Here is a 25,080-nt window from a genome sequence, read left to right as displayed (position 1 = left end):
CAGTTCAACGCGGGAGGTGCAGGATGGCCCTGTCTCAGCATGACTTACTCCGGCTGCTTGAGTCACTACGTTCGTCGGACGGGCTCGAACTCGTCCGCCATGTGGCTGAGCGGATGCTCCAGGAGCTGATCGAGGCCGAGGCCACTGCCCGGATCGGCGCGGAATGGAACGAGCACACCGACACGCGCACCGCGCTTCGCAACGGCCACCGCGACAAGACGATCAGCACCCAGGCCGGCGACCTGGACCTCGCGATCCCCAAGCTGCGGTCGGGGAGCTTCTTCCCCGCGCTGCTGGAGCGGCGCCGCCGCATCGACCAGGCCCTGTATGCGGTCATCATGGAGGCCTACGTCCACGGCGTGTCCACGCGGTCGGTCGACGACCTGGTCAAGGCCCTCGGCGCGGACACCGGGATCTCCAAGATCGAGGTCTCGCGGATCTGCCAGGACCTGGACGGTCAGCTGACCGCGTTCCGTGCCCGGCCCCTGGACCACGTCCGCTTCCCGTACGTCTAAGCACTCCTGCGGCTGGTCACCGCCGTGCTCTTCGAACTGCACGACGAATGGATCGCCTTCCCCCGCCGCTACCTGCCCGAGGGAAGCATGGACCAGCTCTACCCCGCCGAGCGCCCCGAAAGCGCCCCCGCGCTACCCAACACCACCCACACGACCGCCGAATGATCGGCTACACCACGACAAGGGACACGACCCGCTCCGGCTGCCCCAGTGCGACGGTCGGTGGTAAACGCCCATTGTTCGCGGGCGGTTCCTCGGTGACGGACTTCGCCGAGTGCCGTTCTGAGCACCAGGGCGACGACGATGATCGCGGGTGCCGGTAGTGAGGAGTCCGTGGCCATCGGCAGGACACCCCCGTCAAGCCGGTCCACCATCACGGCGTCGAGCGCGCCGTGGGCAGATTCCGTCGCATCCGCTGCCTGGGCCTTGGGACAGTCCCTCAGGAGACGGTAGGCCGTGGCCTCGCAAGCGCGTCTCCGGCGGATCGTCCACAGCCAAGCCCCCTCGCAGACCTGAACAGAGGAGTTCGCAGCCACGCTGCGTGAGCGTCATCCGTGAACGGCGCAACAGCCCGTATCCCATGGCCGGTCGAATCGCCGTGCCGGAAACGGGACGAAGACCTGGTCGAGGCGGGCCGGGGGACCGGCATGGCCCCTTCCGGAGTTGCTGAGGGCAAAAGGATCCCCAGCCCGCGGGAGGACCTGAGCTCCACTGGCGCATTCATTTGCCTTATGCAAAGATTGGCCAGGTGGAGGGGCAGCCCGCCTGGAGTGCCGGGAAGTCTGGTCGGCGTACGGAGACCGCTCTAACCGGAAGACGCGCGATGAAACCGCCCCAGTCCAACCCCGAGGACGAGACAACAGCCGCCAAGCCGATGAGTAGTGGCGTTCCGCCTCACCATGGGGAGGACCTGCTGGAGGTCGGGAGCTCAAGGCTTTCGATCCAGCCCATCGCCGGTGGTCAATCCCCTCCCCTGCTGGAGCTACATCTCGCAGGGGAGCTCGACATCGACACCTCCGCGAGCTTGCGCGAGTACCTGGCTGGACTTGCCGCCCGTTCACCTGGCGGCCTACTGGTACTGAACCTCTCCGGTATCACCTTCTGCGATTCCGCAAGCCTGTACACGCTGCTGGGTATCCGGCAGGCACTGTCCGTGGCAGGCATCGAGGTACAGGTCGCCGAACTCAGTGCCGCTACGCGGGCTGCTGCAGAAAGAGCCGGTCCGCCCGTCCTCCGCAAGGTTCTGGACACCCCTGGCCCGGTTCCGCCTGATCGCCGACGTTTCTCCTGACATCTCCGGCCGCGCCTGGCTAGATCTTGCGCGCAGCCCCTCGCGGCGTCCATGAATGGAGTCGGGACGGCAGATCAGGTCTCCATAGGCGGCGGCCGAAAGCCTGTGGGCCGCGCTGCACCGGACTCTCCCCTCCCACAACCCGGCGCCGACGACACCCGCGCCTGCAAGCCAATGCGAGGTCGTGGCCGTCGGCGCCCATGAGGCCCCTCATCGGCGCCGGTGTTCATGTGACGGAAGCACCGGCCCTCCGCCCTTCCCCCAGGTCAGGGAGATCTGCACCCCAGCATCCGGGATACCGCTTCAATCACACTGCAAAATTTACCCAGCGCAATGATTCATTCGCCCGTTCCATCCGTACCCCCTGGCGACCCATCCGCACGGTGGGTCCGGTGCCACGCGCCGGACCCAGGGTGCGGCCACCCGCTGCCAGGAGCTGCCATGCCCCGCACTTGGAACATCGGAACGATCTTCGTCAGCGGCGGTCTGCTGCTGACCGTCGCCGCGCTCGCCTACCCCGCGATGCTGGGAGTCGAGAAGACGGCCACGGGAACAGAGCGGATCATCGCCAACACCCCCTACGGGCCGCTCACAGAAGCCGACCGTGACTTCGTCATCAAGGTCCGCTCCGCAGGACTCTGGGAGTACCCCCTCGGTGAAATGGCCATGGAGCGCGGTACGACGCCGGAGATGAAGGAGGCCGGCGAACACCTGATCGTCGGCCACGCCGGCCTCGACGAGATGTGCCGGAAGATCGCCCCCGAGCTGAACATCACGCTCAACAACCAGGCGAGCCCGCAACAGCAGCAGTTCGTGGCGACTGTGGACGCGGCCAAGGGCAAGGAGTTCGACTCCACCGCGGTGCAGATCATGCGTGTCACGCACGGCCAGATCTTCCCGGCCATCGCCAAGATCCGCGCCAGTACGCGCAACACCCTCGTGCGTCAGTTGGCGGACCTGGCCAACGACACCGTGCTCGACCACATCACCGTGCTGGAGAAGACCGGCCTGGTCAACCACGACCAGGTCAACTACCAGCAGACCAACCCGCCGAAGCTCCCCAGCGAACAGGTCACCCCTCCGGTTCCCCAGCAGGGAGCCCCCATGGTCGTCCTGACCCCGCGCCCGGATCTGGATGTGCAGACCGCTGCCCCGACAGCAGGCCCGACTCCTGATCCCTCACCGTCGTCCAAGTGACGCGACCACCGACCCGCCACGCCGGCCTCGTCCTCAAGCGAGGGCGGGACGAGGCCGGGTCCGGGCCGCCGCACGAAAGGAGCGCACATACGGGAGGAACGCGGGACCGCTACCGCATCGACGACCCGTGCACCACGGCCAGAGCGGCAATGCCGAACCTCGGCACATGGGACATCAGTCCGCCCTCCGCCCCGCGGTCACCGACGCATCGCGGACCGCCCCGCCTACAAGTCGTCCGCTGTCGCGTGCCGCGGCTGCCCCGATACGGCGCGCAGATCAAGAGCCCTCGCCCCCTTACCCGCCCATCACGGCTTCCCTGACTAGTGCGATACCGGTCAGCGGGCAGGTCGGATCGGCCGACCAGCGCGCACGACGGCAATGGCCGCGTGCCCGGGGCATGCCCTCAGGCGCCGTACCCCACCGTCGCGTCCACCCAGCCCAGGGGATACAGCTCCGGGTCGTCCGTCATCGGGGCCAGTGGCTCCATGCCCGCCTCGTTGAACGCGGTGAGCGCGTCCACGAGCGCCGTCCGCTGGTCCGGCACGAGCCGTTCGACGATCGTGGCGATCTCTGTACGGCGCCGGGCGGTGACGTCGGCGACCGTTCGCCGCCCCTCGTCGGTCAGCTGGAGCATGGTCTCGCGGCGGTTATCCGGGTTGATCCGGCGGTCGGCGAGCCCGGCAGCGATCAGCCGGTCGACCATGCGCATGGCTGTGGACGGCGCGACCTGGAGCAGGTCAGCGAGCACGACGAGTTTGGTGGCGCCACGGGTCGACAGCACCACCAGCATGCGGAACTGCGGCAGCGTCACCCGCTCCTCGACCTCGGCCAGGGATCTGGCCGACACCGCCACCAACAGCCGTGACGCGGTCAGCACCGCACGGGTGACCGCGTCGACATCGTCCACGCCCCTTGAAGGGGTCCTACGTTCCGCCATGTCCCCTTTCTACGCGCTGAGGCACCCGCGTGCTCAATCGGCAGGAACAGATTTTCCCATTCCATGACCGTGGTAGCGCAGCAGGAGCATGGCGGCGTCGTCGTGCGGCGGACCAGCGGCGTGCCGCACCACGTCCTCACGCAACGCGGTCAACGCGCTGTGCGGGTCAGGGCCTTTCAGCAGATGCGCCCGTTCGGCGAGCGGATAGAAGGCTCCTTGATCGTCGCGTGCCTCGGTGACGCCGTCGGTGTACAGAAGTAACTGCTCACCGGGTGCGAAGGACACCGGGTACGGTTTCGGGCCGTCGCTCCCGGGAGCGCCCAACCCAAGCGGCAGGGCATAGGAAGGAGGCTGCGGGAAGTCGGCGGTGCCGTCCCGGCGCACCCGCATCGGATCCGGGTGACCGTAGTTGACGAACACCACTTCGTGATCGGAGCCGAACTCGGCAAGGATCGCCGTGACGAACTTCTCCCCCTCCAGTTCCCGGGCGACACTCCGCTCCAGCCGCTCGCCGAGCCCCACCAGGTCAGGTTCGTCGTGCGCTGCCTCCCGGAAGGCACCGAGCACCACGGCGGCCGTCTCGACGGCGGCCAGCCCCTTGCCCTGCACATCACCGACGATCACCCGCACACCGTGCGGCGAGGCGACCACCTCGTACAGATCGCCCCCGATCCGCGCCTCGGCCACGGCGGAGGTGTACGACACCGCCACCCGCAGCGGGCCCGCCGTCAGCGGCACCGGTCGCAGCAGGACCCGCTGGGCGACCTCGGCGATCGAGCGGACACCGGCCAACTCCGTTTCCCGGCGCGAGCGCATCACGGCGGCGGCGATACCCACCCCGGTGACCCCGGCCACCGACCCCAGGGCCGCGAAGCCCCGGCTCGCCTCGAACAGGCCGTTGTACAGGCCGAGTCCCACGCACAGCAGCAGCGCCACCACACCGATGACGGCGGTACGCCGCCATCCCCCGACCAGCCCGGAGAAGGCCGGCCCGAGGGAGACCAGCGGGAGCAGTCCCACCCCGGGCCCCGCCACGACGTCCACACCTGTCACCACGGCCATCACCGCGACCGGCATGCAGGACAGCAGCGTGCCGTGGGACGGTGGCTCTTTCATGGTCATGGCGCTCTCCAGCGGTGTCGCGGCACTGGAGAGCCGCCCTGCGCAGACACCCCTCCTCAACACTTAGACTATGCAAGGATTGCTGCGACGGCACGGCTCTCGCTCCGGCCCTTTACCGAATCGATGCCGAGATCCGACATTCCACCGGCTCATGGAGACCCGATGCGGCAACCGGAAGGCGACGCCCCGCACCGCCCCCGACTCCCTTCCGGATGGAGACGCTTCGCCCCGCGGCTGCCGATCCTGTTGTTCCGTGCGGGACTGGGGCCCCTCTTCGGCGGACGGTTCCTGCTGCTTCACCACGTCGGCCGCGTCACCGGAGCCGACCGCCATGTGGTTCTGGAGGTGGTGGCGCGCGATCCGGCAGGTGGCAGTTGGACGGTTGCGTCCGGCTTCGGGCCGACGGCGGACTGGTACCGCAACCTGCGCCGCCGACCGCAGACCGTCGTCCAGGTGGGGAATCGCCACTATGCGGTCGACGCACGATTCGTCGCCCCGGAAGAGGGGGCAGAGATCATGGCCCGGTACGCGGCGCGACATCCACGGACCGCCCGCCGACTGTGCGCCTTCATGGGTCTGACCGTGGACGGCACCGCGGCATCGTTCCGAGAGGCGGGCAGAGCCATCCCGTTCGTACGGATCCATGCGGCCGAACAGCATCTGCGCTGAGCAGCCCGACCGCCATCGCCTCGGCTTGGCCGGGAGTGACGATCACGGGCTGCTTCAACCGCATTCCTGGATTCACGGCGAAAGGCGGTCCTCACCCGGCCCTCCGTTCCGGCCCTCTGCAGGAAGGTTTCAACGACACACCGTGATCCGGCCCGCGCAGCCTGGCGCCCTGGATCAACTGCGGGGCGCCGCACCGCGGTGACCGTTTTGCCGTCACACCGCGGCGATGCCCTCCATTCCGGATTCGGCGAAGGCGGGCAGTCCTGTCGCGGTCGTGACCTTCGTGAGCGAGCCGTTCCTGCCCACGCGGAAGCCGTCGACCGTACCGGAGACGGCGTTCTGCACATACAGGAACTTCTCGTCCTCGGTGACGGCCAGGTCGATGACGCCCTGGGACCGGGCCGACGGGGGCGTCGCCACGCCCACGTCGTTCGTGAGCGTCAGGCGCCCGCGCTTGTCCACGCGATAGCCGCTGACCGTGGAGTTGCCGGTGTTGCCCCCGTAGAAGAAGTCACCGGCGCGCTCCAGCCAGCACAGGGTCTCCTGCCCGTTGGCCAGCGGGCCCTGAACGACCTTCAGGGTGCCGTCGCGGCGCACCTTGTAGGTACTGACCGTCGACTTCTCCGCCTCGGCCACCAGCATCCGGCCGCCCCGGGCGAAGGTGATCGCGAAAGGCACCCCGCCTGCGGACTCGTTGACGACCGGTTCCTGCGCTGGGCGCCCGTCACGCCCCATGGGGAAGACCTCGACGGTGTTCGCGGACTTGGTGGTGACGACGAGCGCCCGGCCGTCCGGGGTGAACGCGACCTGCCCCGGCGAACTGCTGAACAGGGGGACCTCCTCGTTGTCCAGTCCCAGGGAGCGCTGCGAACCGCGCAGGGGCTTCAGCCCGTCGGAGGTGATCCGGAAGCCCTGGACGCTCCCCTCCCCACCCGCGTTCATGACGTACGCCAGCCGGCCGGAGACCGTGATCGACGCCGGGAAGTCGCCCCCGGAGGCCACTGTCTGCCTATCCGTCAGCTTCTGCCCCTGGACCAGGAACGAGGTCACCGTACCGCTTCCGGCGTTGACCGCCAGCAGCCGCCCCGACCGGTCGTCGTAGACGAGCGAGCCCTGCGAGGCCAGGGAGTCGGTCGGTGCGTCGATCTGGTCGCCGCCCCTGCCGCCTGTGGCGTAGCGGCCCGCGGCGGTCAGCGTGCCGTCGTCCCCCCGTTTGAAGACGTGGATGGTGTTGCCATCGAGTTCGTTGCCCTGCACGAACACCGCGTGGTCGGCGCCGACCTGCCCGGAACCCGCGTACCGGCGGCTGGTCTCCCCCGCCGAGGCCACGGTCACCGTCACCGCGGCCGCCGCCATGGCCAGGGCCACGGCTCCGGCGATCGTCAGCCGGGCCTGTACCGGGGACCTGCGCCTGGTGTGCCTGCTCATAACTCGCTCCTCGAACCCCTCCGCCATCCTCGAACAGTGGCGGGTTGAGCCAGAGTCACCGATGAGACGCCTGAGCCTGAAGGGGTTCAGCCTCCCTGTCAGGTTCTCGTAATAACCCTGACGTCCGTGTGACGACCACGCGGGCCCGCCAGATCGCCGTCGGGGCCTCGCGGCCGGGCCCACTGCTGGCGCTCTCGCTTTGCACTGTGCAATCATCGAGTGGGGCCCGCCCGGCGGCGGACCGCCGGACGCCCGGGAGTGACGACGGCGGAATACCGAGGTGAACATCGACGCGTCGGTCGCCGGAGGCCCCGCCAACCGGTCCGCGCTCAACACGGCCCCCAAGGCCGTGGCAGACCACAGGAGACCACGGGGCGTCAGCTCCTGCCAGGAGTCCGGCGCGCAACGGGGTCGCCGGCCAGAAGTGGGGAACGGAAGGTGCGGCGTGACCGCTCGCATGCCGGACGGAGACCAGACACCGGACGGCGATGGCCTCAGACCACCCGCCGCGGATGAGGTCTGGCACAGATTCCTGACCGACAGCGAACACGCGATACGGGAAACCGCGCCCAAGGAGCTCTCCGCCGCGGAACGTGGGACGGCGTCTCGGACGGCCAGCCCGCCCTCCCGTCCCCAGGGGGAGGACATACACGAAGGCGTCCTACAAGCCCTCTCCGGCAAAGGCCCGCCTCGCTCGACGGGACGGGAGCCGTCGGTGAGCTGTGGCAGCCCACCGAGCCCCGCCCCCACTCGCCCTGGCGGGAGCTGGACGGCCGAGCAAAGTGCCGCCGCATCGTCCGTGCACTGGGAACGGCTGCCGCGATCACTCTCGCCCTCGGTCTCTGCTCCCAGCTGGCAGCCCCCGGCGACCCACACGACGGAGAGGACGACACCGTCTCACAGCAGTCGGAGCAGGCTCCCTCCGCATGGCCCGCAGACACACCCCACATCACGGCTCCGCCATCCGGCTGAGGGCCGTCGACGGCTGTGCGGCGATCCTCGGCAGGACTGCGGCCGTCGGCGCTGCCCGCCCCTCGCCGCCAACACCGCCGGACCCTGGCCCCGCAGGATGGCGGACCCGGATGTCCGACGTACATCGCCGAAGCATCGCCAGTGACCGTCACGGTCACAGCGAAGCTCGCACGCCCACGGCGGTCCGTCCACAGGCGCCGGCCCGGCGGGGCGCCCGCGCCAGGCTTGTCCACGAAGACGGCCGCCGACGTCCCGCCCGCCGAAAGGAGCTCCGTCGCACCGGACCCCTCATCAACCGCCCGTCCGCTCACCGGCTCCCTGATCGCCGTGCCGGTCGTACCGGGGGCGGCACCTGGTGGCTGGTCAGGCGTCGGGCGTCCTCCGACACGGGGTGCTTTCCCGTGCCGACCCCGCGGCAGGAGACACCCGCCCTCGAACGACACGGCGGCGGGCATCTGCACACGCGTCAGCACGCTTGCCAGATCCAGGAACCGCTCCGGAGACATGAAGTGGAACGACAACAGACGCAACACACACAGCGCATGGGCAAGGCACTGCTGGTGGTGGTTGTGCTGCTGGCCGGTACCCTCCTCGCCGGCGCGGCACCCGCCTCCGCTCACGCGGTGCTGACCGGCAGCGACCCGCGCGAGGGCATGGTGCTGAAGACCGCGCCGGAACACGTCACGGTCTCCTTCAGCGAGTCCGTCGCGCTCACCGAGGACTCGGTGCGCGTCCTCGACCCCGACAGCCGACCGGTGACCGCCGGCGACCCCGTGCGTGCGGACGGTAGGACCGACACCGCGCGCGTGCCCCTGACCGACGGTCTGCAGCAGGGCACGTACACGGTCTCCTGGCGGGTGCTTTCCGAGGACAGCCACGCCGTCTCCGGTGCCTTCACCTTCTCCGTCGGCACGCCTTCGCAGACCCGCGCCGCATCCGCCGCCGAGCCTGCCGTGGCCCCGTCGGTCGACGTGCTGTACGGCATCGGCCGCTACGTCGCCTACGGGGGCCTGGCCCTGCTGATCGGCACCGCCGTGTTCGTGCAGGTCTGCCGTCCCGGTGCCGGGGCCACGCAGGCGTTGCGCGGCCCGTTCCTGGCCGGCTGGTGGGCCCTGACACTGGCGACGACCGCGCTGCTGCTGATGCGCGGTCCGTACGCGAGCGGAGACGGACCGGCCGGTGTGCTCGACCCTCGACTTCTGCGCGACACGGTGGACAGCCGACCGGGCATCGCACTGCTGGTCCGTCTCGCTCTACTCCTGCTGGTCGCCATGCTCCTGAGGCACGGCAGGTCCGAACAGCGACACGACCGGCGCACGGTCACGGTGGGCATCGCCCTCACTCTCGCTCTGGCCACGACCTGGGCAGCGGCCGAGCACGCCTCGACGGGCATCCAGGTGCCGACCGCGATGACGTCCGCCGCACTGCACCTGCTGGCCATGTCCGTTTGGCTCGGCGGGCTGACCGCACTGCTGGTCACGCTGTACCGGGCACCGGCCGACGACCCGCTCCGGCCCACCGTCGTCGGTCGCTTCTCCCGGCTCGCCCTCGGTGCCGTGGGCGTACTGACGGCCACCGGCATCTACCAGTCCTGGCGCGGCCTCGGTTCCTGGGACGCGTTCACCACCCCCTACGGCAGGGTGCTCGCGCTGAAGACCGGGACCGTGATCCTCATGCTGACGGCGGCGTCGTACTCCCGGAGCTGGACTGAGCGGCTACTGCGCGTGCCCCCGGTACAACCCGTGCTCGTCACCGCGGGCAGCGGCCAAGGCACACCGCCCGACCCGCCGACGAAGGACGGCCCCGGTGCCGTGCCTGAAGCAGCCGGCATCGGCTCTGAGGGCGGCCGGCGCGGGCTGCGCAGGTCCGTGCTCGCGGAGGCCGTCGTCGGTGTGGCAGTGCTCGCGCTCACGACCGTGCTGACGGGCAGCCAACCGGGGCGGGCCACCGTCGAGGCGGCGCGAGCCTCCACGGTGTCCGGACAGCCGGACGTGAACCTGACCGTGGTCCCGTTCGACACGGGCGCTCCGGCCGGGAGCGGCAGGGTGCAGATCACCCTGGAACCGGGCCGGGTCGGCCGGAACGTGGTCGAGGCCGTCGTATTCGGTGCCGACGGCGGCCTCATCGCCATCCCCGAACTACGCCTCACCTTCACCCAGACCGACAAACGCGTCGGCCCGCTCGATGCCGAACTCGTCGACCAGAGCGGCTACTGGGGCAGTGACACCCTCGACCTCCCCCTCGCCGGAACATGGACGATGCGGGCCACCGTCCGCGTCTCGGACATCGACCAGGTCACCGTCTCCAAGACCGTCGAGATCGCCTCGTGAGGACGGGCCGGGACCATCGTCCTGAGGACGTGCGGCCCGCAGAACCCGGACGGGCCGCCGACTGCGGCCACGACGCCCGCGGCAGCCGATCGCCCGAAGTGACGAAGGAAGAGCCTCGGCCAGAGGCGGAACCGAATTGAGTCGCGTCGGGTGGAGGGCACGAGGACTCAGCAACCCGGCGCCATGGGCGGCACGAGCCGGTTCCGCGGTCGGTGCAGCTCCCGGCCGCTGAGCAGGGCCGACCCGGCGAGGGGGCCAACCCCAGGCCGCTCGGGGCGGGCCTGCGTCAGCTGTCCCGGCCGGCGTCAGCCACCCGTCACGGGCCTGGAGCCGATGGCCGCGCAGGCCGCCTTCTCCGCGGTGTAGCCCGTCCGCGGGGTAGATCACCGGGTGATGTCCGGTCGGGGCGGAACTCTTACAGCGTGCGGAGTATCCGGGATCGGCCCGTCTCGGCAAGCGTGACACCGGCAAGGCACCACCGATCCGAAGGCCCTGCTTCCAGACGCTCCGTCAATACTGCGCTGCGCAAGCCACCCACGCCGAGTCCGCAGGGATGATCTCGAAATCTGGGCACCGCAGTCGGCCGCGGAGTCCGTGCACCGCGACCAGGCTGACGGAACGTCACCGAACCCTGTGCCCATGGAGCCCGGACGGGCCGTTGACCTGTGGCCCCTCACCGGTTGTGGGGGTGTGATCGGGCGGCGCGACGTGCCCGTCCCGGGCCGCGTCCGGCTCCTGGCGCTCCGACGTGGGGCGGTGGAGTTCCAGGAAGGAGCGCCTGCCGACGCTCCATCGGCCGGTGAGGATCCAGCCGGTGGAGTCGGCCGCGCGCAGCAGGGCGGTCGTGCCGACGCGGGCCCAGGGGAAGGGGCGGCCGTGGCGGCCGTGGGCGTCCTCCACGCGGACGGTGAGACGCTGGTCCACGTCTTCGTCCGCCGCCTCGGCCAGGAGGCGGCCACCGGGGCGGAGGAGGTCGCGCAGGCGGGTGAGCAGGGCTGCCGGGTCGCCCCCGATGCCGACGTTGCCGTCCATCAGCAGGACCGTGCCCCAGCGGCCCTCTCTCGGCAGGCGGTCGAAGACGGAGCGCCGTAGGGCGGCTCCGCCGTGGCGCCGGGTCCGGGCGACGGCGGCCGGGCTGACGTCCACACCGAGGGCTGTGACGCCACGTGCGGCCAGGGCGGCCACCAGCCGCCCCGGACCGCAGCCGACGTCCAGGACGGGGCCGGTGCAACGGCCCAGCACTTCGGTGTCGGCGGCGTCGGGGGCGGCGCACCAGCGCTCCACCTCCAGTGGAAGCAGCTCGGCCTCCCCCGGGGTGAGGGGCCCCAGGCTGCGCAGGTACAGCGGGCCCCGGCCGGCGCGCAGGGCCTGGGCGTAAGGGTCGTCCGTCCAGGGCTCGCCCGGCGCCACGGACGTCACGAAGCGGTCGGCGCACGGCGCGGGCACGATGAGCCGCTCGGGCGGCTGAACGTCGGTCTGCGGCCGGGGCGCCGTGTCGCTTCGTTCCGCCGGCTCGACGACGGATTCCGTACCGACAGCCGCGCCGCTCACCGGGTCACCTCCGCGAGCGAGTGCAGGACGGTGGCGAAGTGCGAGCCGGGTGGACACAGGCCGGCGACCGAGGCGGCATCGGACGCGGTGTCGACGTCCCGCAGCAGTGGGAGGTCGCGGACCGTCAGCCCCGCCTCGACGAGTCTGCGCCGCTGGATCGCGCCGGTGCGGTCGGTGGACATGGGTACACCCCGGACGAGCGACCCGGCGCGGGAGGGGTCGGCGAGGCCGAGAGCCCAGAAGCCGCCGTCGGCGGCCGGGCCGAACCAGGCGTCGTGGCCGTCCGTGCCGACATCGGCCAGCAGGCCGGCAGTGAGCTGCGGGGTGTCCATGCCGACCAGCAGTGCCGGCCCGTCGTCGCAGAGGGCGAAGGCGCCCGCGATCCGCTCGTCCAGCCCTCCTGACACCTGCGGGACGATGTCGAAACCCGGCGGCAGCCAAGGGCCCGGCGTTCCGTCGAGGACGAGCACCCGGCGCCGGGCCGGGACCCGGAGCAGGGTGCGGAGGGTGTCGGTGAGGGCGGCCTCGGCCAGGGCCGCCGCCTCGTACGGCGTGTAGGGCGGCGTGAGCCGGGTCTTGACGCGGCCGGGGACCGGTTCCTTGGCGATGATCAGCAGTGTGGCCGCTGCCGTGACGGTGTTCACCGCGCCCCTCCTGCGATCGGCGCGTCCGGGCCGGTGGAGGTGTGACCGGTACCGGCCGGCTGCTCGGCGAGAACGGCACGCATGTCACGGACCGCCTGCCAGGTGCCCCGCCAGGTACCGGTGACCTTCGAACGGCCCGTACGCGGGTGGTACGGCACGTCCGTCTCCTGAATGCGCCAGCCGGCGTCGGCGGCCCGGACCACCATCTGCAGCGGGTAGCCGGAGCGGCGATCGCTCAGGCCCAGGCCCAGCAGCGCTTCGCGGCGAGCCGCCCGCATCGGGCCCAGGTCGCGCAGGCGCAGGCCGGTACGACGGCGGATCAGCCGTGCCAGTTCGAGATTGGCGAGCCGGGCGTGCAGGGGCCAGGCCCCGAGAGCGGTGGGCCGGCGTCGCCCCAGCGCCAGGTCGATGGAGCCGTCGAGGACGGGTCCGGCGACAGCCGGCAGCAGGCGGGGGTCGAGTGAGGCGTCGCAGTCACAGAAGCAGACCACGTCGGCCGTGGCGGCGGTCAGCCCCGCGTGGCAGGCGGCGCCGAAGCCGCGGCGTGGCTCGTGGACCACCTGCGCCCCTAGGCCGCGGGCGATGTCGGGGGATCCGTCGGTGGAGCCGTTGTCGACGACGATCGCGCGCCAGCCGGGCGGGATGCGGTGCAGCACCCAGGGCAGGGCTTCGGCCTCGTCGAGGCAGGGCAGCACGACGTCCACGGAGGGAGGGGTTGTCTCGATCACCCCACTGAGCCTACGAACGCGGAGCGGACATAAGGGATGTGACATCCTTACGGATCGCTGACGTCCGCCGTCGCACCGCTGGGCGACGGGACGCCGGTGCGAGACTCACTCGTGTGAAACGCGTACTTGTCGTGGACGACGATCCCACCGTCTCCGAGGTCGTCGCGGGGTACCTGCATCGGGCGGGCTTCTCGGTCGACGTCGCCGCCGACGGCCCCGCCGCCGTGGAGACGGCAGCCTCCCGACCACCCGACCTGGTGGTACTGGACCTGATGCTGCCCGGAATGGACGGGCTGGAGGTGTGCCGCCGCATCCGCGCGAACGGCCCCCTGCCAGTGATCATGCTGACCGCGCGGGGAGACGAGGAGGATCGCATTCTCGGCCTGGAGGTCGGAGCGGACGACTACGTCACCAAGCCCTTCAGCCCGCGCGAGCTGGTGCTGCGTGTGGAGTCCGTGCTCCGCCGCGCAGGAACCCTGGCCGCCACGCGGACCGAGCCCGCGGAGCCCTGGTTGCGCAGCGGCCCGCTCGCCCTGGATCCCACCGCACGACGCGCCACCCGCAGCGGCGCCGAACTGGCCCTTACGACAAGGGAGTTCGATCTGCTGGAGTTCTTTCTCCGCAACCCCGGCCGGGCAACGAGCCGCGAGGAACTCATGCGCCAGGTCTGGGGCTGGGACTTCGGCGACCTGTCGACGGTGACGGTCCACGTCCGGCGCCTGCGGGAGAAGGTCGAGGACGACCCCGCCAAACCTCATCTGATCAGCACCGTCTGGGGCGTCGGATACCGCTTCGACCCTCCCCCGTCGGACGTCACCCACGGGAGAGGAGCCGGCGATGGTCGGTGACACGCTGCTCATCGCCCTCTACGCCGCCGTGGGCGCGGCAGCCGCAGGGCTGACCGGTGCGGCGGCCCTGCGGCTGCTCCGCGACCGGTCGGTCGCACTGTCGCTGGCCGTCGTCGCGGCCGTCACGGTCGCCGCGATGCTCGCCGGAACGATGCTGGTGTCCTGGGCGATGCTCCTCTCGGAGCACGACCTGTGGGTGGTCACGATGGTGTGCGTCATGGCCGCCGTCGCCTCCTTCGCCGTCGCCCTGCTGCTGGGCCGCAGTGTCGTCCGGGGAAGCCGGGCCCTCGCCGAGGCCACCCGCGCCCTCGGCGACGACGGCAACTTCGTCCCGCCCACCACCGCGCTCACCGCCGAACTCGCCCAGCTGAGCCGTCAGCTGGCCGCGACCAGCGCCAGACTGGCCGCCTCCCGGGAGCGGGAGCTGGCGTTGGAAGCGTCCCGCCGCGAGCTGGTGGCATGGATCTCCCACGACCTGCGCACGCCGCTGGCCGGACTCCAGGCGATGACCGAGGCCCTGGAGGACGGCATGGTCGACGACCCGCGTGTCTACCACAGCCGCATCCGCACCGAGGTCGGGCGGATGAACGCAATGGTCAGCGACCTCTTCGAACTGTCACGCATCCAGGCCGGTGTACTCGCCCTGACCCCGACCCGGATGTCGGTCTACGACCTGGTCGGCGACGCCATCGCGGGTGCCGACGCCCTGGCCAGGGAGCATGGGGTACGTCTGGTGGGCGCCGGGGTGGAGCAGGTGCCCGTCGAGGTCGACGGTCGCGAGATGTCCCGTGTCCTGGTCAACCTGCTCGTCAACGCCATCCGCCGCACTCCGGCCGACGGCACCGTCGCGATCTCCGCACGCCGGGAGGCCGACCGTGTCGTGCTGGCGGTGACCGACGGCTGTGGCGGCATCGCCCCCGAGGACCTGCCCCGCGTCTTCGACACCGGCTGGCGCGGCACCCACGCCCGGACCCCGCCCGCCGGAGCCGGACTGGGCCTGGCCATCGTGCGCGGCATCGTCGAGGCCCACCAGGGGCACGCGGCTGTGTCCAATGTGCCGGGCGGCTGCCGGTTCGAGGTCCATCTGCCCGCGGCGGTCTGAGGTCGGGGCAAGAACGATCCGTGATCGTCCGGAAGGAGCGGACCGGCCGGAGGAAGCCCGGCCGGTCCCTTGGTCACTCCCCTTGGGCGATTCGGCGCCCGGCCGGGCTCATCCGGCTCGTAGGGGTGCCGCCGCGAACTCCGCCATTCCTTCCGCGAAGGTGACTTGCGGCTTCCACCCCAGTTCCTCGCGGAGGCGTCGTGAGGAGGCCGTGATGTGGCGGACGTCGCCGAGCCGGAACTCCCCGGTGACGACCGGTACCCGATCGCCGTACGCCGCGGCCAGCGCGGTGGCCATCTCCCCCACGGTGTGCGGCTCCCCGCTGCCGACGTTGTACGCCCGCACCCCGCCCTCCGGGAGGCCCCGCACGCCGTCGAGCGCGGCGAGGTTGGCCCCGGCCACGTCCCGGACGTGCACGAAGTCCCGCCGCTGCCCGCCGTCCTCGAACACGCGCGGTGCTTCCCCGCGCGCGAGCGCGGACCGGAACAGGGACGCGACCCCGGCGTACGGCGTGTCGCGCGGCATGCCCGGGCCGTAGACGTTGTGGTAGCGCAGGGCGGACACCCTGCCGCCCGTCGCCCGCGCCCACGCGGCGGCCAGGTATTCCTGGGCGAGCTTCGTGGCGGCGTACACGTTGCGCGGGTCCGCGGGCGCGTCCTCGTCCACCAGCCCGCCGGTGAGCGGCTCACCGCAGTGCGGACACGGCGGTTCGAAGCACCTCGCCTCCAGGTCCGCCACCAGGCGCGGCCCCGGCCGGACCACGCCGTGCCGGGAGCATGTGTAGCGCCCCTCGCCGTACACCACCATCGAACTCGCCAGCACCAGGCGCCTCACCCCGGCCTCCGCCATGCCGGCCAGCAGCACCGCGGTACCGAGATCGTTGCAGCCTACGTAGTCGGGCGCGTCGGCGAAGTCCTTGCCGAGGCCCACCATCGCGGCCTGATGGCAGACGGCGTCCACGCCCCGCAAGGCGTCGGTGACGGCCGCCCTGTCACGGACGTCCGCGTGCCGCCAGTCCACCCCGGGAGGGATCTGCGGCGCGGTGCGGTGGGCGGCGGGCAGCAGTGCGTCGAGGACGCGCACCGCGTGCCCGGCGCCGACGAGGGCGGTGACGACGTGCGAGCCGATGAAGCCCGCACCTCCGGTGACCAGGATCAACATGCTCCGACCGTAGGGCCGTCCATGCGCCCGCGGGCCGATCGGCTCGGGAACGTCAGCGGTTCGTAAGCCTTTCAGCGGTTCGCAGGCGTTTCGGTCCGTGCCGTGTCCTTCGCCGGCCGGTACGTCGTCACCGTCAACAGGGTGAAGGCGACGGCGAAGCCGAGCATGGTGAACACGCCTCGCGGCCAGAAGATGTGGCTGTCGACGAAGAACCAGCAGGCGGCGAGGAGCACCACGGACCCCGGCAGGACCCGTGCCCCGTGCCGGCGCCACAGCACCGCGCACGTGGCGAGGCAGGCCACGGCCAGCGCGTACACCCCCGTCCGGCCCAGGTCGCCGCCGACCGCGAACAGCCGTCCGGCCGCGCCACGGATGCCGTGATCCACCACGGTGCCGGCGGAGATCCCCGCCACCGCGTCGAGCCCGGAGTAGTACGCCGCGTAGACCAGGCACCCGGACCACGCGAGCACCGTCAAGGCACCCTCGGCATCCCGGCCCGGCCTGCCCCACAACGGGACGATCAGGCCGAGCGCCAGAAGAGGGAACACGGGCAGCAGGGCAATGTGCAGTCCCGCCCAGTCACCTGCCGTCGCCGCCGTCAGATGCCGCGGATGCAGCAGACCCGCGACGGCCAGCATCAGTGGCGCGGCCGTCACCAGCGCCGTTGAACGAAGAACACGGAGGGATCGCATCCGGTCACCGTAGGAGGCCCTCTGCTCAGCGGCACCGTCCGGCGGGAAGGCGTAAGACACCCGTAAGACGGCGCGGCGCGGCCGCCGCCTTCCTCATGTCGGCGGCCGCCGACGGCGGATGAGTCCCCGAGCGGCCAGGACGAGCGCTGTCCCCGCGGCCACGACGACCAGTGCGATCATCCAGTTGCGCGGGTAATCCAGCGGCAGCACGGAGGAGTTGGCCGTTCGTCCCGGGCGGAGCAGGGCGGGCAACGCCACCACCGTCAAGGCGCCCGCGACAACCAGCGCCCCGCGCACGGGGCCACGCGCACGACCGCGCACCGCCACCAGTCCGGCAAGCAGCACCAGCGGCGCGATCACCACGTCGTGGAGGACAACCGCCCCTCCCAGCCAGACCAGAACGCCGGTCAGGTCACGGACTTCCAGCAACAGCGACACACCGAAGCCCATGAGTGCTACACCGGCCACGCCCGCGAGGACCCGCGTCGCCCTCACGACAGCACCTCCAGCCGACCCACCCACTTGGTCTGCAGCACACCGGGCCGGTTCGGCGCGATGAGCCGCACCGGGTAGCCGTGGTCGGGGTCGAGTTCCCCTCCGTTCAGGCGCAGGGCGAGCAGGGTCAGCGGATCCCGGGCGTGCTCATGCCCCATCTCCGACACTCGGTAGCCACCACGCAGTTGCAAGGACACCACCCGCACCCGTGCATCCGGCCGCGCGCCCGCCCGCTCCAGCAGATCCACGACCCGCACACCCGACCAGTGTGCCGACTTGCTCCAGCCCTCCACGCACGCGATCGGCAGCTCCACCTCGTGCTGCGGCAGTGCGCGCAGCTCGTCCAACGTCAGGGTGTACCGCCGCGGGCCGTCCACGACCAGGCGGTACTCCTCGTCGGCGATCCGGCCCACCCCGGCCGCAGCGGCCGTCCGGTTGACGGGCAGGCCCTGCGGACCCCGATCGGGGTGACGGGGCGCGAACAGGATCAAGCCCTTCAGCGGGGTGAAGGACTGGCCCACCGTGGTGAGGGTGACAGCCCCGACAGCTGCCCCCACCGCGGCCAGCAGCGACCGCCGGTCGGCCGCGTCCTGCGCCGGCAGTGTGAGCGTCCCGGGCGACCGTCGACTCCAGTGCGCCCGGATCTCCGGCGCCCTGACCGCGATGTGCAGCAGCAGCGCCCCCGTCACCAGCCACGCCACCGCGTAGTGCACCGGTACGAACGAGAACGGCCACGGGTACCACTGAGCCGTGTTCAACAGCCCGGTCGCCAGCTCGAAGACGGCGCCGGCCACCAGCAGCGCGATCGACAGACGCTCCAGCGCGTGCCGGAACGACCGCAGCGGCGGCCACGCGAACAACCGCGGGTAGACCGTCCACAGCTTGGCCAGCAGCAGGGGAATCGCCGCGATGCCGGAGGCGACGTGCAGGCCCTGGGTGAACCGGTAACCCCACGCCGGGCGACTGGGGATGCTGGGGGCCAGCCAGCCCGGCGGGTGTTGCATGAAGTGGCTGACCAGACCCGTGACGAAGCAGACGACGAACGCCGGCCCCAGCAGCCGGCCGATGGAGGTCGCCGTGCGGGCGTCATGCAGGCCGCCCTTGAACACCGGCGAAGAGACACGCAGTTTCATGTCTCCATCCCACCCGGCGCCGGGCCGCCGGGGAACGTGCGCGCTCCTTACGAAGTCGGAACGTCCCCGGCGCCGTGGGAGAGATCGAGCGAGCAGCGGCTGACCAGGTGTGCCGCGGGCACGGACAGCGCCGGCTCCGGAGCGGTGCCGGTGCCTGCGGAAGCGGCGCGGTGGTCAACACGCCCTGCGCCGCGCATCCCTTCCTCCGGCGGTCTGCGGCCACGCCGGTCTCGTAAGGTAAGCACGGGTCCGGTCGACGCAGCCGACGCCGGAGTCGAGTGACATGGAGCACCGGGAACGAGCGCGGGGCCTGACCGCGGCATGCGTCAGCCGCGGACAGGCCCGTGCGGTGGCCCACCCCCTCGGGGTCACTGGCACTTCTGGCCGGTGTTGATGCACTCGACCATCCGGTTCATCAACTTCTCGTCGAAGACGTTGACGAAGTCACCGTGATCGGTGACCGGCTTGTGCAACTGCTCCGGGAAGCCGTCCACGGAGAAGAAGGGGCGCGACCGGCCGTTGTCGTTCAGGCTCGGCGCGTCCACGTCGTACACCAGGCGCTGGACCAGCTGCGGAATAGCCCGGAAGCCGCTCGGGCAGGCACCGGTACGCGGGTCGGCGAACGCGACGTGGTCGCGGTGGTTGGCGCTGTCGATGTTCTGGCCGTCCCAGCAGCTCTGGAACTTGGACGTACGGACCACGCTGCTGCCCTGGGGGCAGATCGGGTACTTGTCCGTCAGCTGCCGGTCCTCGAAGCCGGTGCAGCTCCACGCCGCGTTGGCGTTGGCGGTTCCGTTGGTGAACGCCTTCGCGTCTCCGGTGATGATGCGCAGGAACTTCGGCATCGCCACGACCTTGCCGCTCGGGTTCCCCACGTAGTCGAGGGTCACCTGCGACGCGGTGAGGATCCTGCCCACGTTGCCCTCGGCTCCACCGCCCTGCTGGCCGGCGTCGAACTCCTGAGTGCCGTCCTGCAGGCGGAGGACCGGCCAGTAGTACGAGGACTTGTCCCCCTGGTTCCGGCAGGTGGTGTCGCCCGCCGCGAAGTCCTCGTTGTCGGCGAAGGCGTCGTTCGCCTGGTTGCCGACGTAGTCGTGCGTGTGGTGCGCCCCGTTGTCCACGCCGGGAGCGACGATGATGTTGTCGGTGTTGTACAGCTTGTTCCCGTTCACACCGCAGTCGGTGGTGAATTTGCCGAGTGAGGCGTTCTGTTGCCGCTGAGGGCTGGGGACGTTGGGCTGGACGGTGGTGATGTCCACGAAGTCCGCGGCCACCGGACCGTTACCGGCCTGTCCGCCGTTACCGGCGGGCTTCCCCTGCCCGTTCCCCTGGTTCTGTTCCTGGCCCTTCTGCCCATCGCCGCCTTGGCCGTTGCCCCCCTGGTTGCCGGAGGCGCGGAGCGTGCAGGCGGCGAGGGACTGGAGCCCCTGCGGCCGGTCGGCCACACGGCCGATGGCGATCTCTATGCGGTCGATGGCCGCGGTGCGCTTGCTCTTCAGCGGCCCCATGACGGCGTTGTCGGCGAAGGCGCTGTCCTGCTGTATGGCACGGACCGAGCTCTGCAACCGCTGGTATGCCTCCGCGACCTGCTGGTCCAGCAGCGCGAGTTCCCTGTCGACCTCGGCCCGGGCCTGGTCGGGCACCTGCCGCAGTCGGGAGCCGACGTCGGGGCAGTCGATGGTGGCGGCCCCCGCCGCCATGGCCTGATCGATCCGGTCCTGAGGGGAACTCCTGGTCGTATTGCCGGCTCCGCTCTCACCAGCCGAGGCATACACGTTGGCCACCACCAACCCCCCTGCTCCCATCACCACCGCGGCCAGTGCGGCTACGGTCCGGCGGGTCGTCTTCGATCGCTTGCGCGTGTTGCGTCGCATGAGACTCCTTCGAGAACTCTGGTCAGGTGGGTTCAGATGTCGCTGTGGTGCCGCTTGGGGCCGCTATGCGGTGAGCATGAGGTGTCGGATGCGGCCGGAGCCGCAGCCGTTGAGCGAGCCGCAGTGACGTGTATCGGAACCGCCCGGGGCCGCCCTGCTCCGTGACGGCCCGACGCGACCCGCCACCGTCGTTCGTACAGGAGGCGGCCGGTGCCTGTCCGTACGGCAGAAGGCCACCTCGGGGTCCGGAGCCCAAGCCGGCCACGCGGACGCGGACTTGAGAGCTCGTGCGGTGTGCTGGCGTGATCACCGTCGGCTCCTCACATTCCTCTCGGCGTCGCTCTGCTGCGACGTCGTGACCAGAGTTACGTGTGGGACTGGCGCGATGAGCAAGATCAGATACCTCGTCAGGGTCTCGTAAGGATTCGAGGAACTCGGGCCCGCCGTTTCCTGGCAGCAGAAACGCACGCCGGAGACACGCGTACCGCAGGACCCCCGCTCGGTCTCCATACGATCTGCGCCCCGCTCACCGAGCGGCGCGCCAGCCACTGGACCCTCGCCGCCGGCGCAAGCAGGCACGGCATGAACGTCCAGCTCATGCCACTGCACGAGAAGGCGCACGCCCGGCCCCGCGAACGGTCAGGTACCAGCAGGGCTACGCGGGTGGGCGGCACAACACCGCGTCCGTGAACCATGACGAAATGCTGACGTCCGCGTCCGACCCAGGCCCGTCCGCCGCCGTCCGGCCTAACGTTCCCCCGTGAACCATGATCTCCACAGTGACCTGCGTTGCGATACCAGCCCCGGCCTTCGCCGCGATCTGTACGCCGTCGCCGGCGCCGCAGTGCTCGTCCTGACGGCCGCGCTCGTCGGTGTCACCATCAAACGGTCGAAGGACATCCTCCACGTCGGCTGGCCGCCCTTGTACGCCAACTGGCTTCCCCACGTCGGCCCCGGCACCCCGGCAGCGCTCACCGTCGCAGTGGTCGTCGTGGCGTACGGCCCCACCGTCGCCGCACGCCTGCCCTGGCGCAGCCTGCTGCTCGCCTCCTGGGCCACCGCCACGGCGTGGACGTTCTCCCTCGCTCTCATCGACGGCTGGCACCGGGGCGTCGCCCGGCGGCTGACCACCCGGTACGAGTACCTCCAGGTCATCGACCGCTTCCACGACATCCCCGCGACCCTGCGGGACTTCACGAACCACATCCTGCTCGACTCTCCCGACCACTGGCCCCCGCACGTCGCCGGACATCCCCCGGGCGCCACCCTCACCTTCGTCCTCCTGGACCGGATCGGGCTGGGCGGAGGCGCCTGGGCCGGGGTATGGGCCATCACCGTCGGGGCCACCACGGCGGTCGCCGTCCTCGTCACCGCGAGGAGCCTGGCCGATGAGTCCCTGGCCCGCCGGGCGGCGCCCTTCCTGGCACTCGCGCCCACCGCCGTGTGGATGGGGACGTCGGCCGATGGCTACTTCGCGGCCGTCGCCGCGTGGTTCGTAGCCCTCGTCGCACTCGCGGCCACGGCAAGGACGGCACGCCGCTCGTGCACCGCCGCGTTCGGCGCGGGCCTGCTGTTCGGCCTGATCTGCTACCTCTCGTACGGGCTCACGCTGTTCGCGGTGATCGGGGCGGGGGTGCTGGTCCTCGGGCGAAGGAGGCTCAGGGCACTGCCCTTCCTGTTCGCGGGAACCGTCGTCGTACCGCTGGCCTTCACACTCGTGGGCTTCGACTGGTGGGAGGCGTACCACCTGCTCGTCGAACGCTACTACCAGGGAGCGGGCGGGTTCAGACCCTACGGCTACTGGGTGTGGGCGAACCTCGCCTGCACCGTGCTGGTGGTGGGCCCGGCCACGGTGGCGGGGCTGCGGCGGATCGCCGCCGTACTCGTCCGGGAGCGCGAGCGGCTCTGGCCGGTCCGGGCACGCGCACGATCCTTGCCCGTCGACACGACGCTCCGCCACACTCCCGAAGTCCGCCTGGCCCTGCTGGTACTCCTCGCTCTTGCCGCACTCCTCGTCGCCGACCTGTCGGGTATGAGCAAGGCGGAGACCGAACGGATCTGGCTGCCCTTCGCCGTGTGGCTGCTCGCGGCGGGCGCCCTGCTGCCCCGGCCCCGCGCCTGGCTGGCCGCCCAGGCCGCACTCGCGCTGCTCCTCAACCACCTGCTGCTCACCGGCTGGTGAAGGTCCGGACCGGCACGCAGGCCACGGTCCACCGGGCGGACGCCGCTTCGAGAAGCGCGCACGCACCGGTTTGCCAGTCCCGTGGGCCGGGCAGGCAGCCGGCCGGACCGCCGGCCTCAGACGGCCGGGTCCGGACGAAAGGTCCCGAGGAACGTCTCCAGGGCTTGGCGGTTGGCGGCCTTTTCCCAGTTGGCGGACGGCGTCGTCCAGCGCAGTGAGAAACTGCGGTGTCCGCCGAGGAGGAAACCCCGCCCGAAGGTGCGGCCCCGTCGGCCGTCGGTGTCCGAGAACCACTCCATGTCGGCGGCCTCGTACCCCTGGTACGTCGTTGCCTCGATCGCGCCGATCCGCCGGAAGCCCGCCTGCCGGCGCAGCGCGGGCTCAACGTCGTCGCGCCAGACCGCGACCGGGTCCGAACCGGCCCGCGTGCTGTACGTCACCGCGAGTGTGCGCGGGTCGCCGTCCGACCCGAACGTGACCCGGTACGCCGCATCGCCCTGCTTCCGGGTGGTCAGCCGCTTCCAGCCGTCGGGCAGGGCCACGGAGAACCCCTCGGGCGCACGGTACACCTGGTACCCCGCCGGGAGCACGTCGACGGACACGGCGGGAGGGGACGGAGCGGCGGTGGCCGTCGGAGCCGGGGAGGAAGGGGTGCCCGAGGACGCGTCGGACGGGCGGGGGGTCGCGTCGACCGGCTCGCCGGCGTCCTCGGCCGCGGGTGCCGTGGACACCGGCGGCCGGGTCTGCGCGCCCCCGCCCGCAGTCTCCTCGGTGTGGGGCGGCTGTTGGGTCACAGCCAGGGCTGCGACCGCCACCGTGACCACGGCCAGCGCCGTCCCTGCGACCATGGCACGTCCGCTCCGCCGTGGCCCGAGGCGCCGGGCCGCGGCACCGGCTCGCCGCAGCCGGGAAGCCGCCACGACGGCTTGCGGATCCTGCTCCAGCACGCGGTTCAGGCTCTGGCGCACCGTGGTCCGCGTCGGCCGCTCCCAGGAGTCCTTGCGCACCAGACCCTGGACGGTGGCTGCGAGCGGGCCCGCCCGCAGCATGCTCCCGAGCGGCGGCCGGGCCGCGCCACGCGGGGTGCTCGCCGGCCAGTCCGGGTCCGGGTACGGCGGCCTTCCCTCGAGCATCGTGTACAGGATGGCGCCCAGCGCCCACAGGTCGGCCGCCGGACCGATGCGCTCGTCCCGGGCCTGCTCGGGAGAGGCGTACGACGGTGCCGCCAGCCTGGGCACGAGGGTCGCCCCCGCCAGTCCGAAGCCGGTGACGACCAAGTGGCCTTGCACCCGGAGGAACACCTGCCCCGGGCTGAGTTCGCCGTGCGTGATGCCCTCGCCGTGCGCGGCCTCCAGCACGTCGAGCAACTGCAGTGCGACTGCGGCCGCCATGGTCGGGTCGAACGGACCCTCCTGATCGACGAGCTGACCGAGCGGCAGCCCGTCGACCCACTCGGTGACGGTCCACAAGGAACCGGCCTCCGTCAGCGCGTCGAGGACCGTGGCCACCCGGCCAGGGCTGACCCGCGCCATCGTCTCCGACATACGCATCACCCGGTCCGCGGCCTGCACCGCCTCCTCCTCGCCCAGGTGGGCGGGGAGACCGATCCGGGTGACCAGGCACGGACGCCCCTCTTGTACGTCCTCACCATGCCAGCTGACCCGGTTGGTCTCACGGTGCACGATGTCGATGAGCCGGTACCTTCCGGCAATCAACTCGTGCGGGGACACATGCGCCTTGACCATGGTCGTCCTTCGCTGAGACACCGGTTTCCTTCCTTTCCCGGAAGTACGGGGGACGCATCGGGATCCGTTCAACTGGCCGCGACTCCGGCGTGATTCCTGTCTTTCATTCAAAGGCGTTCGACCGTATGTACAAGGGAAAGGACGTCCCCACAGCTGTCCGGCCGTTCAACCAGCGGTGAACACGGCGGGTCGCGCGGTCCTGCGAAGGTGAAAGCGCGGTCTCGGAGTGAGCTTCGCCCGAAACGCGGAAGATATGGACTGAGGTCAGATGGGTTTTTGATGAGAGTTCATGCTCCAGTCGCACATGGTTACGCGCCTGGGGCCTGGCGCTGTCTGCCGCTGGTGATGAAACGCAGGTGGGCTCGGTGCCCTTGCTGGGCAAGGTCGGGATGCGTGCCTCCGGCGGTCATGCAAGATCGCGATGCCGGGTGCCGCACGTGTAAGGCCATCTCTCGAGGCGCGTG

General features: G+C 71.0%; 20 protein-coding genes and 1 pseudogene. 9 read left to right on the top strand and 12 right to left on the bottom strand.

Going from position 1 to position 25,080, the window contains the following annotated elements:
- Window positions 1-23 precede the first annotated feature (23 nt).
- From K1J60_RS42205 to K1J60_RS42190, 4 genes and pseudogenes are all read left to right on the top strand, one after another.
- Window positions 24-512: pseudogene (locus K1J60_RS42205) on the top strand (transposase); the annotation flags it as partial.
- 27 nt (window positions 513-539) lie between these two features.
- Window positions 540-680, top strand: coding sequence for a hypothetical protein (locus K1J60_RS42200; RefSeq protein ID WP_220650833.1), 141 nt, complete (start codon window positions 540-542; stop codon window positions 678-680).
- 658 nt (window positions 681-1,338) lie between these two features.
- On the top strand, window positions 1,339-1,806 hold the full coding sequence (locus tag K1J60_RS42195; protein WP_220650832.1) for an STAS domain-containing protein: 468 nt from the start codon (window positions 1,339-1,341) through the stop codon (window positions 1,804-1,806).
- Between the two features lie 441 nt (window positions 1,807-2,247).
- Entirely contained in the window at window positions 2,248-3,003 is a 756-nt protein-coding gene (locus K1J60_RS42190) for a DUF4142 domain-containing protein (protein ID WP_037723406.1), read from the top strand.
- 403 nt (window positions 3,004-3,406) lie between these two features.
- Here K1J60_RS42190 and K1J60_RS42185 read toward each other — a convergent pair whose 3' ends face one another.
- Window positions 3,407-3,940 carry a MarR family winged helix-turn-helix transcriptional regulator gene (locus tag K1J60_RS42185; protein ID WP_220650831.1) on the bottom strand — a complete coding sequence of 178 codons (534 nt, stop codon included), beginning with the start codon at window positions 3,938-3,940 and terminating at the stop codon, window positions 3,407-3,409.
- A 33-nt stretch (window positions 3,941-3,973) separates the two neighbouring features.
- Window positions 3,974-5,062, bottom strand: coding sequence for a PP2C family protein-serine/threonine phosphatase (locus K1J60_RS42180; RefSeq protein ID WP_220650830.1), 1,089 nt, complete (start codon window positions 5,060-5,062; stop codon window positions 3,974-3,976).
- A gap of 162 nt (window positions 5,063-5,224) precedes the next feature.
- On the opposite strand from K1J60_RS42180, the gene K1J60_RS42175 reads away from it, so the two are divergent.
- Complete coding sequence (locus K1J60_RS42175; RefSeq protein ID WP_220650829.1) at window positions 5,225-5,731, top strand: nitroreductase family deazaflavin-dependent oxidoreductase; 507 nt, start codon at window positions 5,225-5,227, stop codon at window positions 5,729-5,731.
- A gap of 213 nt (window positions 5,732-5,944) precedes the next feature.
- Here the strand turns inward: K1J60_RS42175 and K1J60_RS42170 are convergent, their stop codons facing one another.
- Window positions 5,945-7,159 (bottom strand): lactonase family protein, encoded by a 1,215-nt coding sequence (locus K1J60_RS42170; protein WP_259408162.1) that lies wholly within the window; start codon window positions 7,157-7,159, stop codon window positions 5,945-5,947.
- Between the two features lie 1,514 nt (window positions 7,160-8,673).
- Between K1J60_RS42170 and K1J60_RS42165 the strand changes: the two genes are divergently transcribed.
- Complete coding sequence (locus tag K1J60_RS42165; RefSeq protein ID WP_220650827.1) at window positions 8,674-10,461, top strand: copper resistance CopC/CopD family protein; 1,788 nt, start codon at window positions 8,674-8,676, stop codon at window positions 10,459-10,461.
- 621 nt (window positions 10,462-11,082) lie between these two features.
- Here the strand turns inward: K1J60_RS42165 and K1J60_RS42160 are convergent.
- From K1J60_RS42160 to K1J60_RS42150, 3 genes are read right to left on the bottom strand one after another with little or no spacing between them, the layout of a single operon-like run.
- The gene (locus K1J60_RS42160) at window positions 11,083-12,012 is read right to left on the bottom strand and encodes a methyltransferase domain-containing protein (protein WP_398684053.1); all 930 of its coding nucleotides are present in this window, start codon (window positions 12,010-12,012) and stop codon (window positions 11,083-11,085) included.
- Complete coding sequence (locus K1J60_RS42155) at window positions 12,009-12,656, bottom strand: TIGR04282 family arsenosugar biosynthesis glycosyltransferase (RefSeq protein WP_220650826.1); 648 nt, start codon at window positions 12,654-12,656, stop codon at window positions 12,009-12,011. The genes K1J60_RS42160 and K1J60_RS42155 overlap by 4 nt, the downstream gene beginning before the upstream one ends.
- Window positions 12,653-13,429 (bottom strand): glycosyltransferase family 2 protein, encoded by a 777-nt coding sequence (locus tag K1J60_RS42150; RefSeq protein ID WP_220650825.1) that lies wholly within the window; start codon window positions 13,427-13,429, stop codon window positions 12,653-12,655. Before K1J60_RS42150 ends, K1J60_RS42155 begins: the two co-directional genes overlap by 4 nt.
- A gap of 68 nt (window positions 13,430-13,497) precedes the next feature.
- Between K1J60_RS42150 and K1J60_RS42145 the strand changes: the two genes are divergently transcribed.
- Together K1J60_RS42145 and K1J60_RS42140 are read left to right on the top strand one after the other, a co-directional pair.
- On the top strand, window positions 13,498-14,232 hold the full coding sequence (locus tag K1J60_RS42145) for a response regulator transcription factor (RefSeq protein ID WP_037723413.1): 735 nt from the start codon (window positions 13,498-13,500) through the stop codon (window positions 14,230-14,232).
- Window positions 14,222-15,334 (top strand): sensor histidine kinase, encoded by a 1,113-nt coding sequence (locus tag K1J60_RS42140; protein ID WP_220650824.1) that lies wholly within the window; start codon window positions 14,222-14,224, stop codon window positions 15,332-15,334. Before K1J60_RS42145 ends, K1J60_RS42140 begins: the two co-directional genes overlap by 11 nt.
- 108 nt (window positions 15,335-15,442) lie before the next feature.
- On the opposite strand, the gene K1J60_RS42135 is transcribed toward K1J60_RS42140, so the two are convergent.
- The 5 genes from K1J60_RS42135 to K1J60_RS42115 form a co-directional block, all read right to left on the bottom strand.
- Complete coding sequence (locus tag K1J60_RS42135) at window positions 15,443-16,495, bottom strand: NAD-dependent epimerase/dehydratase family protein (protein ID WP_220650823.1); 1,053 nt, start codon at window positions 16,493-16,495, stop codon at window positions 15,443-15,445.
- A 71-nt stretch (window positions 16,496-16,566) separates the two neighbouring features.
- Window positions 16,567-17,187 carry a hypothetical protein gene (locus K1J60_RS42130; protein ID WP_220650822.1) on the bottom strand — a complete coding sequence of 207 codons (621 nt, stop codon included), beginning with the start codon at window positions 17,185-17,187 and terminating at the stop codon, window positions 16,567-16,569.
- A 93-nt stretch (window positions 17,188-17,280) separates the two neighbouring features.
- A complete protein-coding gene (locus K1J60_RS42125; protein ID WP_220650821.1) occupies window positions 17,281-17,682 on the bottom strand; it encodes a hypothetical protein in 402 nt (133 codons plus the stop codon).
- Window positions 17,679-18,815: a molybdopterin-dependent oxidoreductase gene (locus tag K1J60_RS42120; protein ID WP_220650820.1), complete on the bottom strand. Its 1,137-nt coding sequence runs from the start codon at window positions 18,813-18,815 to the stop codon at window positions 17,679-17,681. Before K1J60_RS42120 ends, K1J60_RS42125 begins: the two co-directional genes overlap by 4 nt.
- A 368-nt stretch (window positions 18,816-19,183) precedes the next feature.
- Window positions 19,184-20,689: a DUF1996 domain-containing protein gene (locus tag K1J60_RS42115; RefSeq protein ID WP_220650819.1), complete on the bottom strand. Its 1,506-nt coding sequence runs from the start codon at window positions 20,687-20,689 to the stop codon at window positions 19,184-19,186.
- Window positions 20,690-21,449: 760 nt separating this feature from the next.
- On the opposite strand from K1J60_RS42115, the gene K1J60_RS42110 reads away from it, so the two are divergent.
- On the top strand, window positions 21,450-22,871 hold the full coding sequence (locus K1J60_RS42110) for a hypothetical protein (protein ID WP_259408160.1): 1,422 nt from the start codon (window positions 21,450-21,452) through the stop codon (window positions 22,869-22,871).
- A 116-nt stretch (window positions 22,872-22,987) separates the two neighbouring features.
- Here K1J60_RS42110 and K1J60_RS42105 read toward each other — a convergent pair whose 3' ends face one another.
- A complete protein-coding gene (locus K1J60_RS42105; protein ID WP_220651956.1) occupies window positions 22,988-24,616 on the bottom strand; it encodes a serine/threonine protein kinase in 1,629 nt (542 codons plus the stop codon).
- Window positions 24,617-25,080 lie beyond the last annotated feature (464 nt).

Origin of the sequence: Streptomyces akebiae (assembly GCF_019599145.1) — a bacterium.
GTDB lineage: Bacteria > Actinomycetota > Actinomycetes > Streptomycetales > Streptomycetaceae > Streptomyces > Streptomyces akebiae.
The sequence above is the reverse complement of the archived record's forward strand: the minus strand, read 5'-3'. Positions and strand labels throughout refer to the sequence as shown.

What these genes read in the sequence shown, in the direction of transcription:
- K1J60_RS42150 (WP_220650825.1), bottom strand. Translation starts at nt 13,429, where the DNA reads ATGTCACATCCCTTATGTCCGCTCCGCGTTCGTAGGCTCAGTGGGGTG.
- K1J60_RS42190 (WP_037723406.1), top strand. Translation starts at nt 2,248, where the DNA reads ATGCCCCGCACTTGGAACATCGGAACGATCTTCGTCAGCGGCGGTCTG.
- K1J60_RS42175 (WP_220650829.1), top strand. Translation starts at nt 5,225, where the DNA reads ATGCGGCAACCGGAAGGCGACGCCCCGCACCGCCCCCGACTCCCTTCC.
- K1J60_RS42170 (WP_259408162.1), bottom strand. Translation starts at nt 7,159, where the DNA reads ATGAGCAGGCACACCAGGCGCAGGTCCCCGGTACAGGCCCGGCTGACG.
- K1J60_RS42135 (WP_220650823.1), bottom strand. Translation starts at nt 16,495, where the DNA reads ATGTTGATCCTGGTCACCGGAGGTGCGGGCTTCATCGGCTCGCACGTC.
- K1J60_RS42115 (WP_220650819.1), bottom strand. Translation starts at nt 20,689, where the DNA reads ATGCGACGCAACACGCGCAAGCGATCGAAGACGACCCGCCGGACCGTA.
- K1J60_RS42195 (WP_220650832.1), top strand. Translation starts at nt 1,339, where the DNA reads ATGAAACCGCCCCAGTCCAACCCCGAGGACGAGACAACAGCCGCCAAG.
- K1J60_RS42185 (WP_220650831.1), bottom strand. Translation starts at nt 3,940, where the DNA reads ATGGCGGAACGTAGGACCCCTTCAAGGGGCGTGGACGATGTCGACGCG.
- K1J60_RS42180 (WP_220650830.1), bottom strand. Translation starts at nt 5,062, where the DNA reads ATGACCATGAAAGAGCCACCGTCCCACGGCACGCTGCTGTCCTGCATG.
- K1J60_RS42140 (WP_220650824.1), top strand. Translation starts at nt 14,222, where the DNA reads ATGGTCGGTGACACGCTGCTCATCGCCCTCTACGCCGCCGTGGGCGCG.
- K1J60_RS42165 (WP_220650827.1), top strand. Translation starts at nt 8,674, where the DNA reads ATGGGCAAGGCACTGCTGGTGGTGGTTGTGCTGCTGGCCGGTACCCTC.
- K1J60_RS42105 (WP_220651956.1), bottom strand. Translation starts at nt 24,616, where the DNA reads ATGGTCAAGGCGCATGTGTCCCCGCACGAGTTGATTGCCGGAAGGTAC.
- K1J60_RS42130 (WP_220650822.1), bottom strand. Translation starts at nt 17,187, where the DNA reads ATGCGATCCCTCCGTGTTCTTCGTTCAACGGCGCTGGTGACGGCCGCG.
- K1J60_RS42120 (WP_220650820.1), bottom strand. Translation starts at nt 18,815, where the DNA reads ATGAAACTGCGTGTCTCTTCGCCGGTGTTCAAGGGCGGCCTGCATGAC.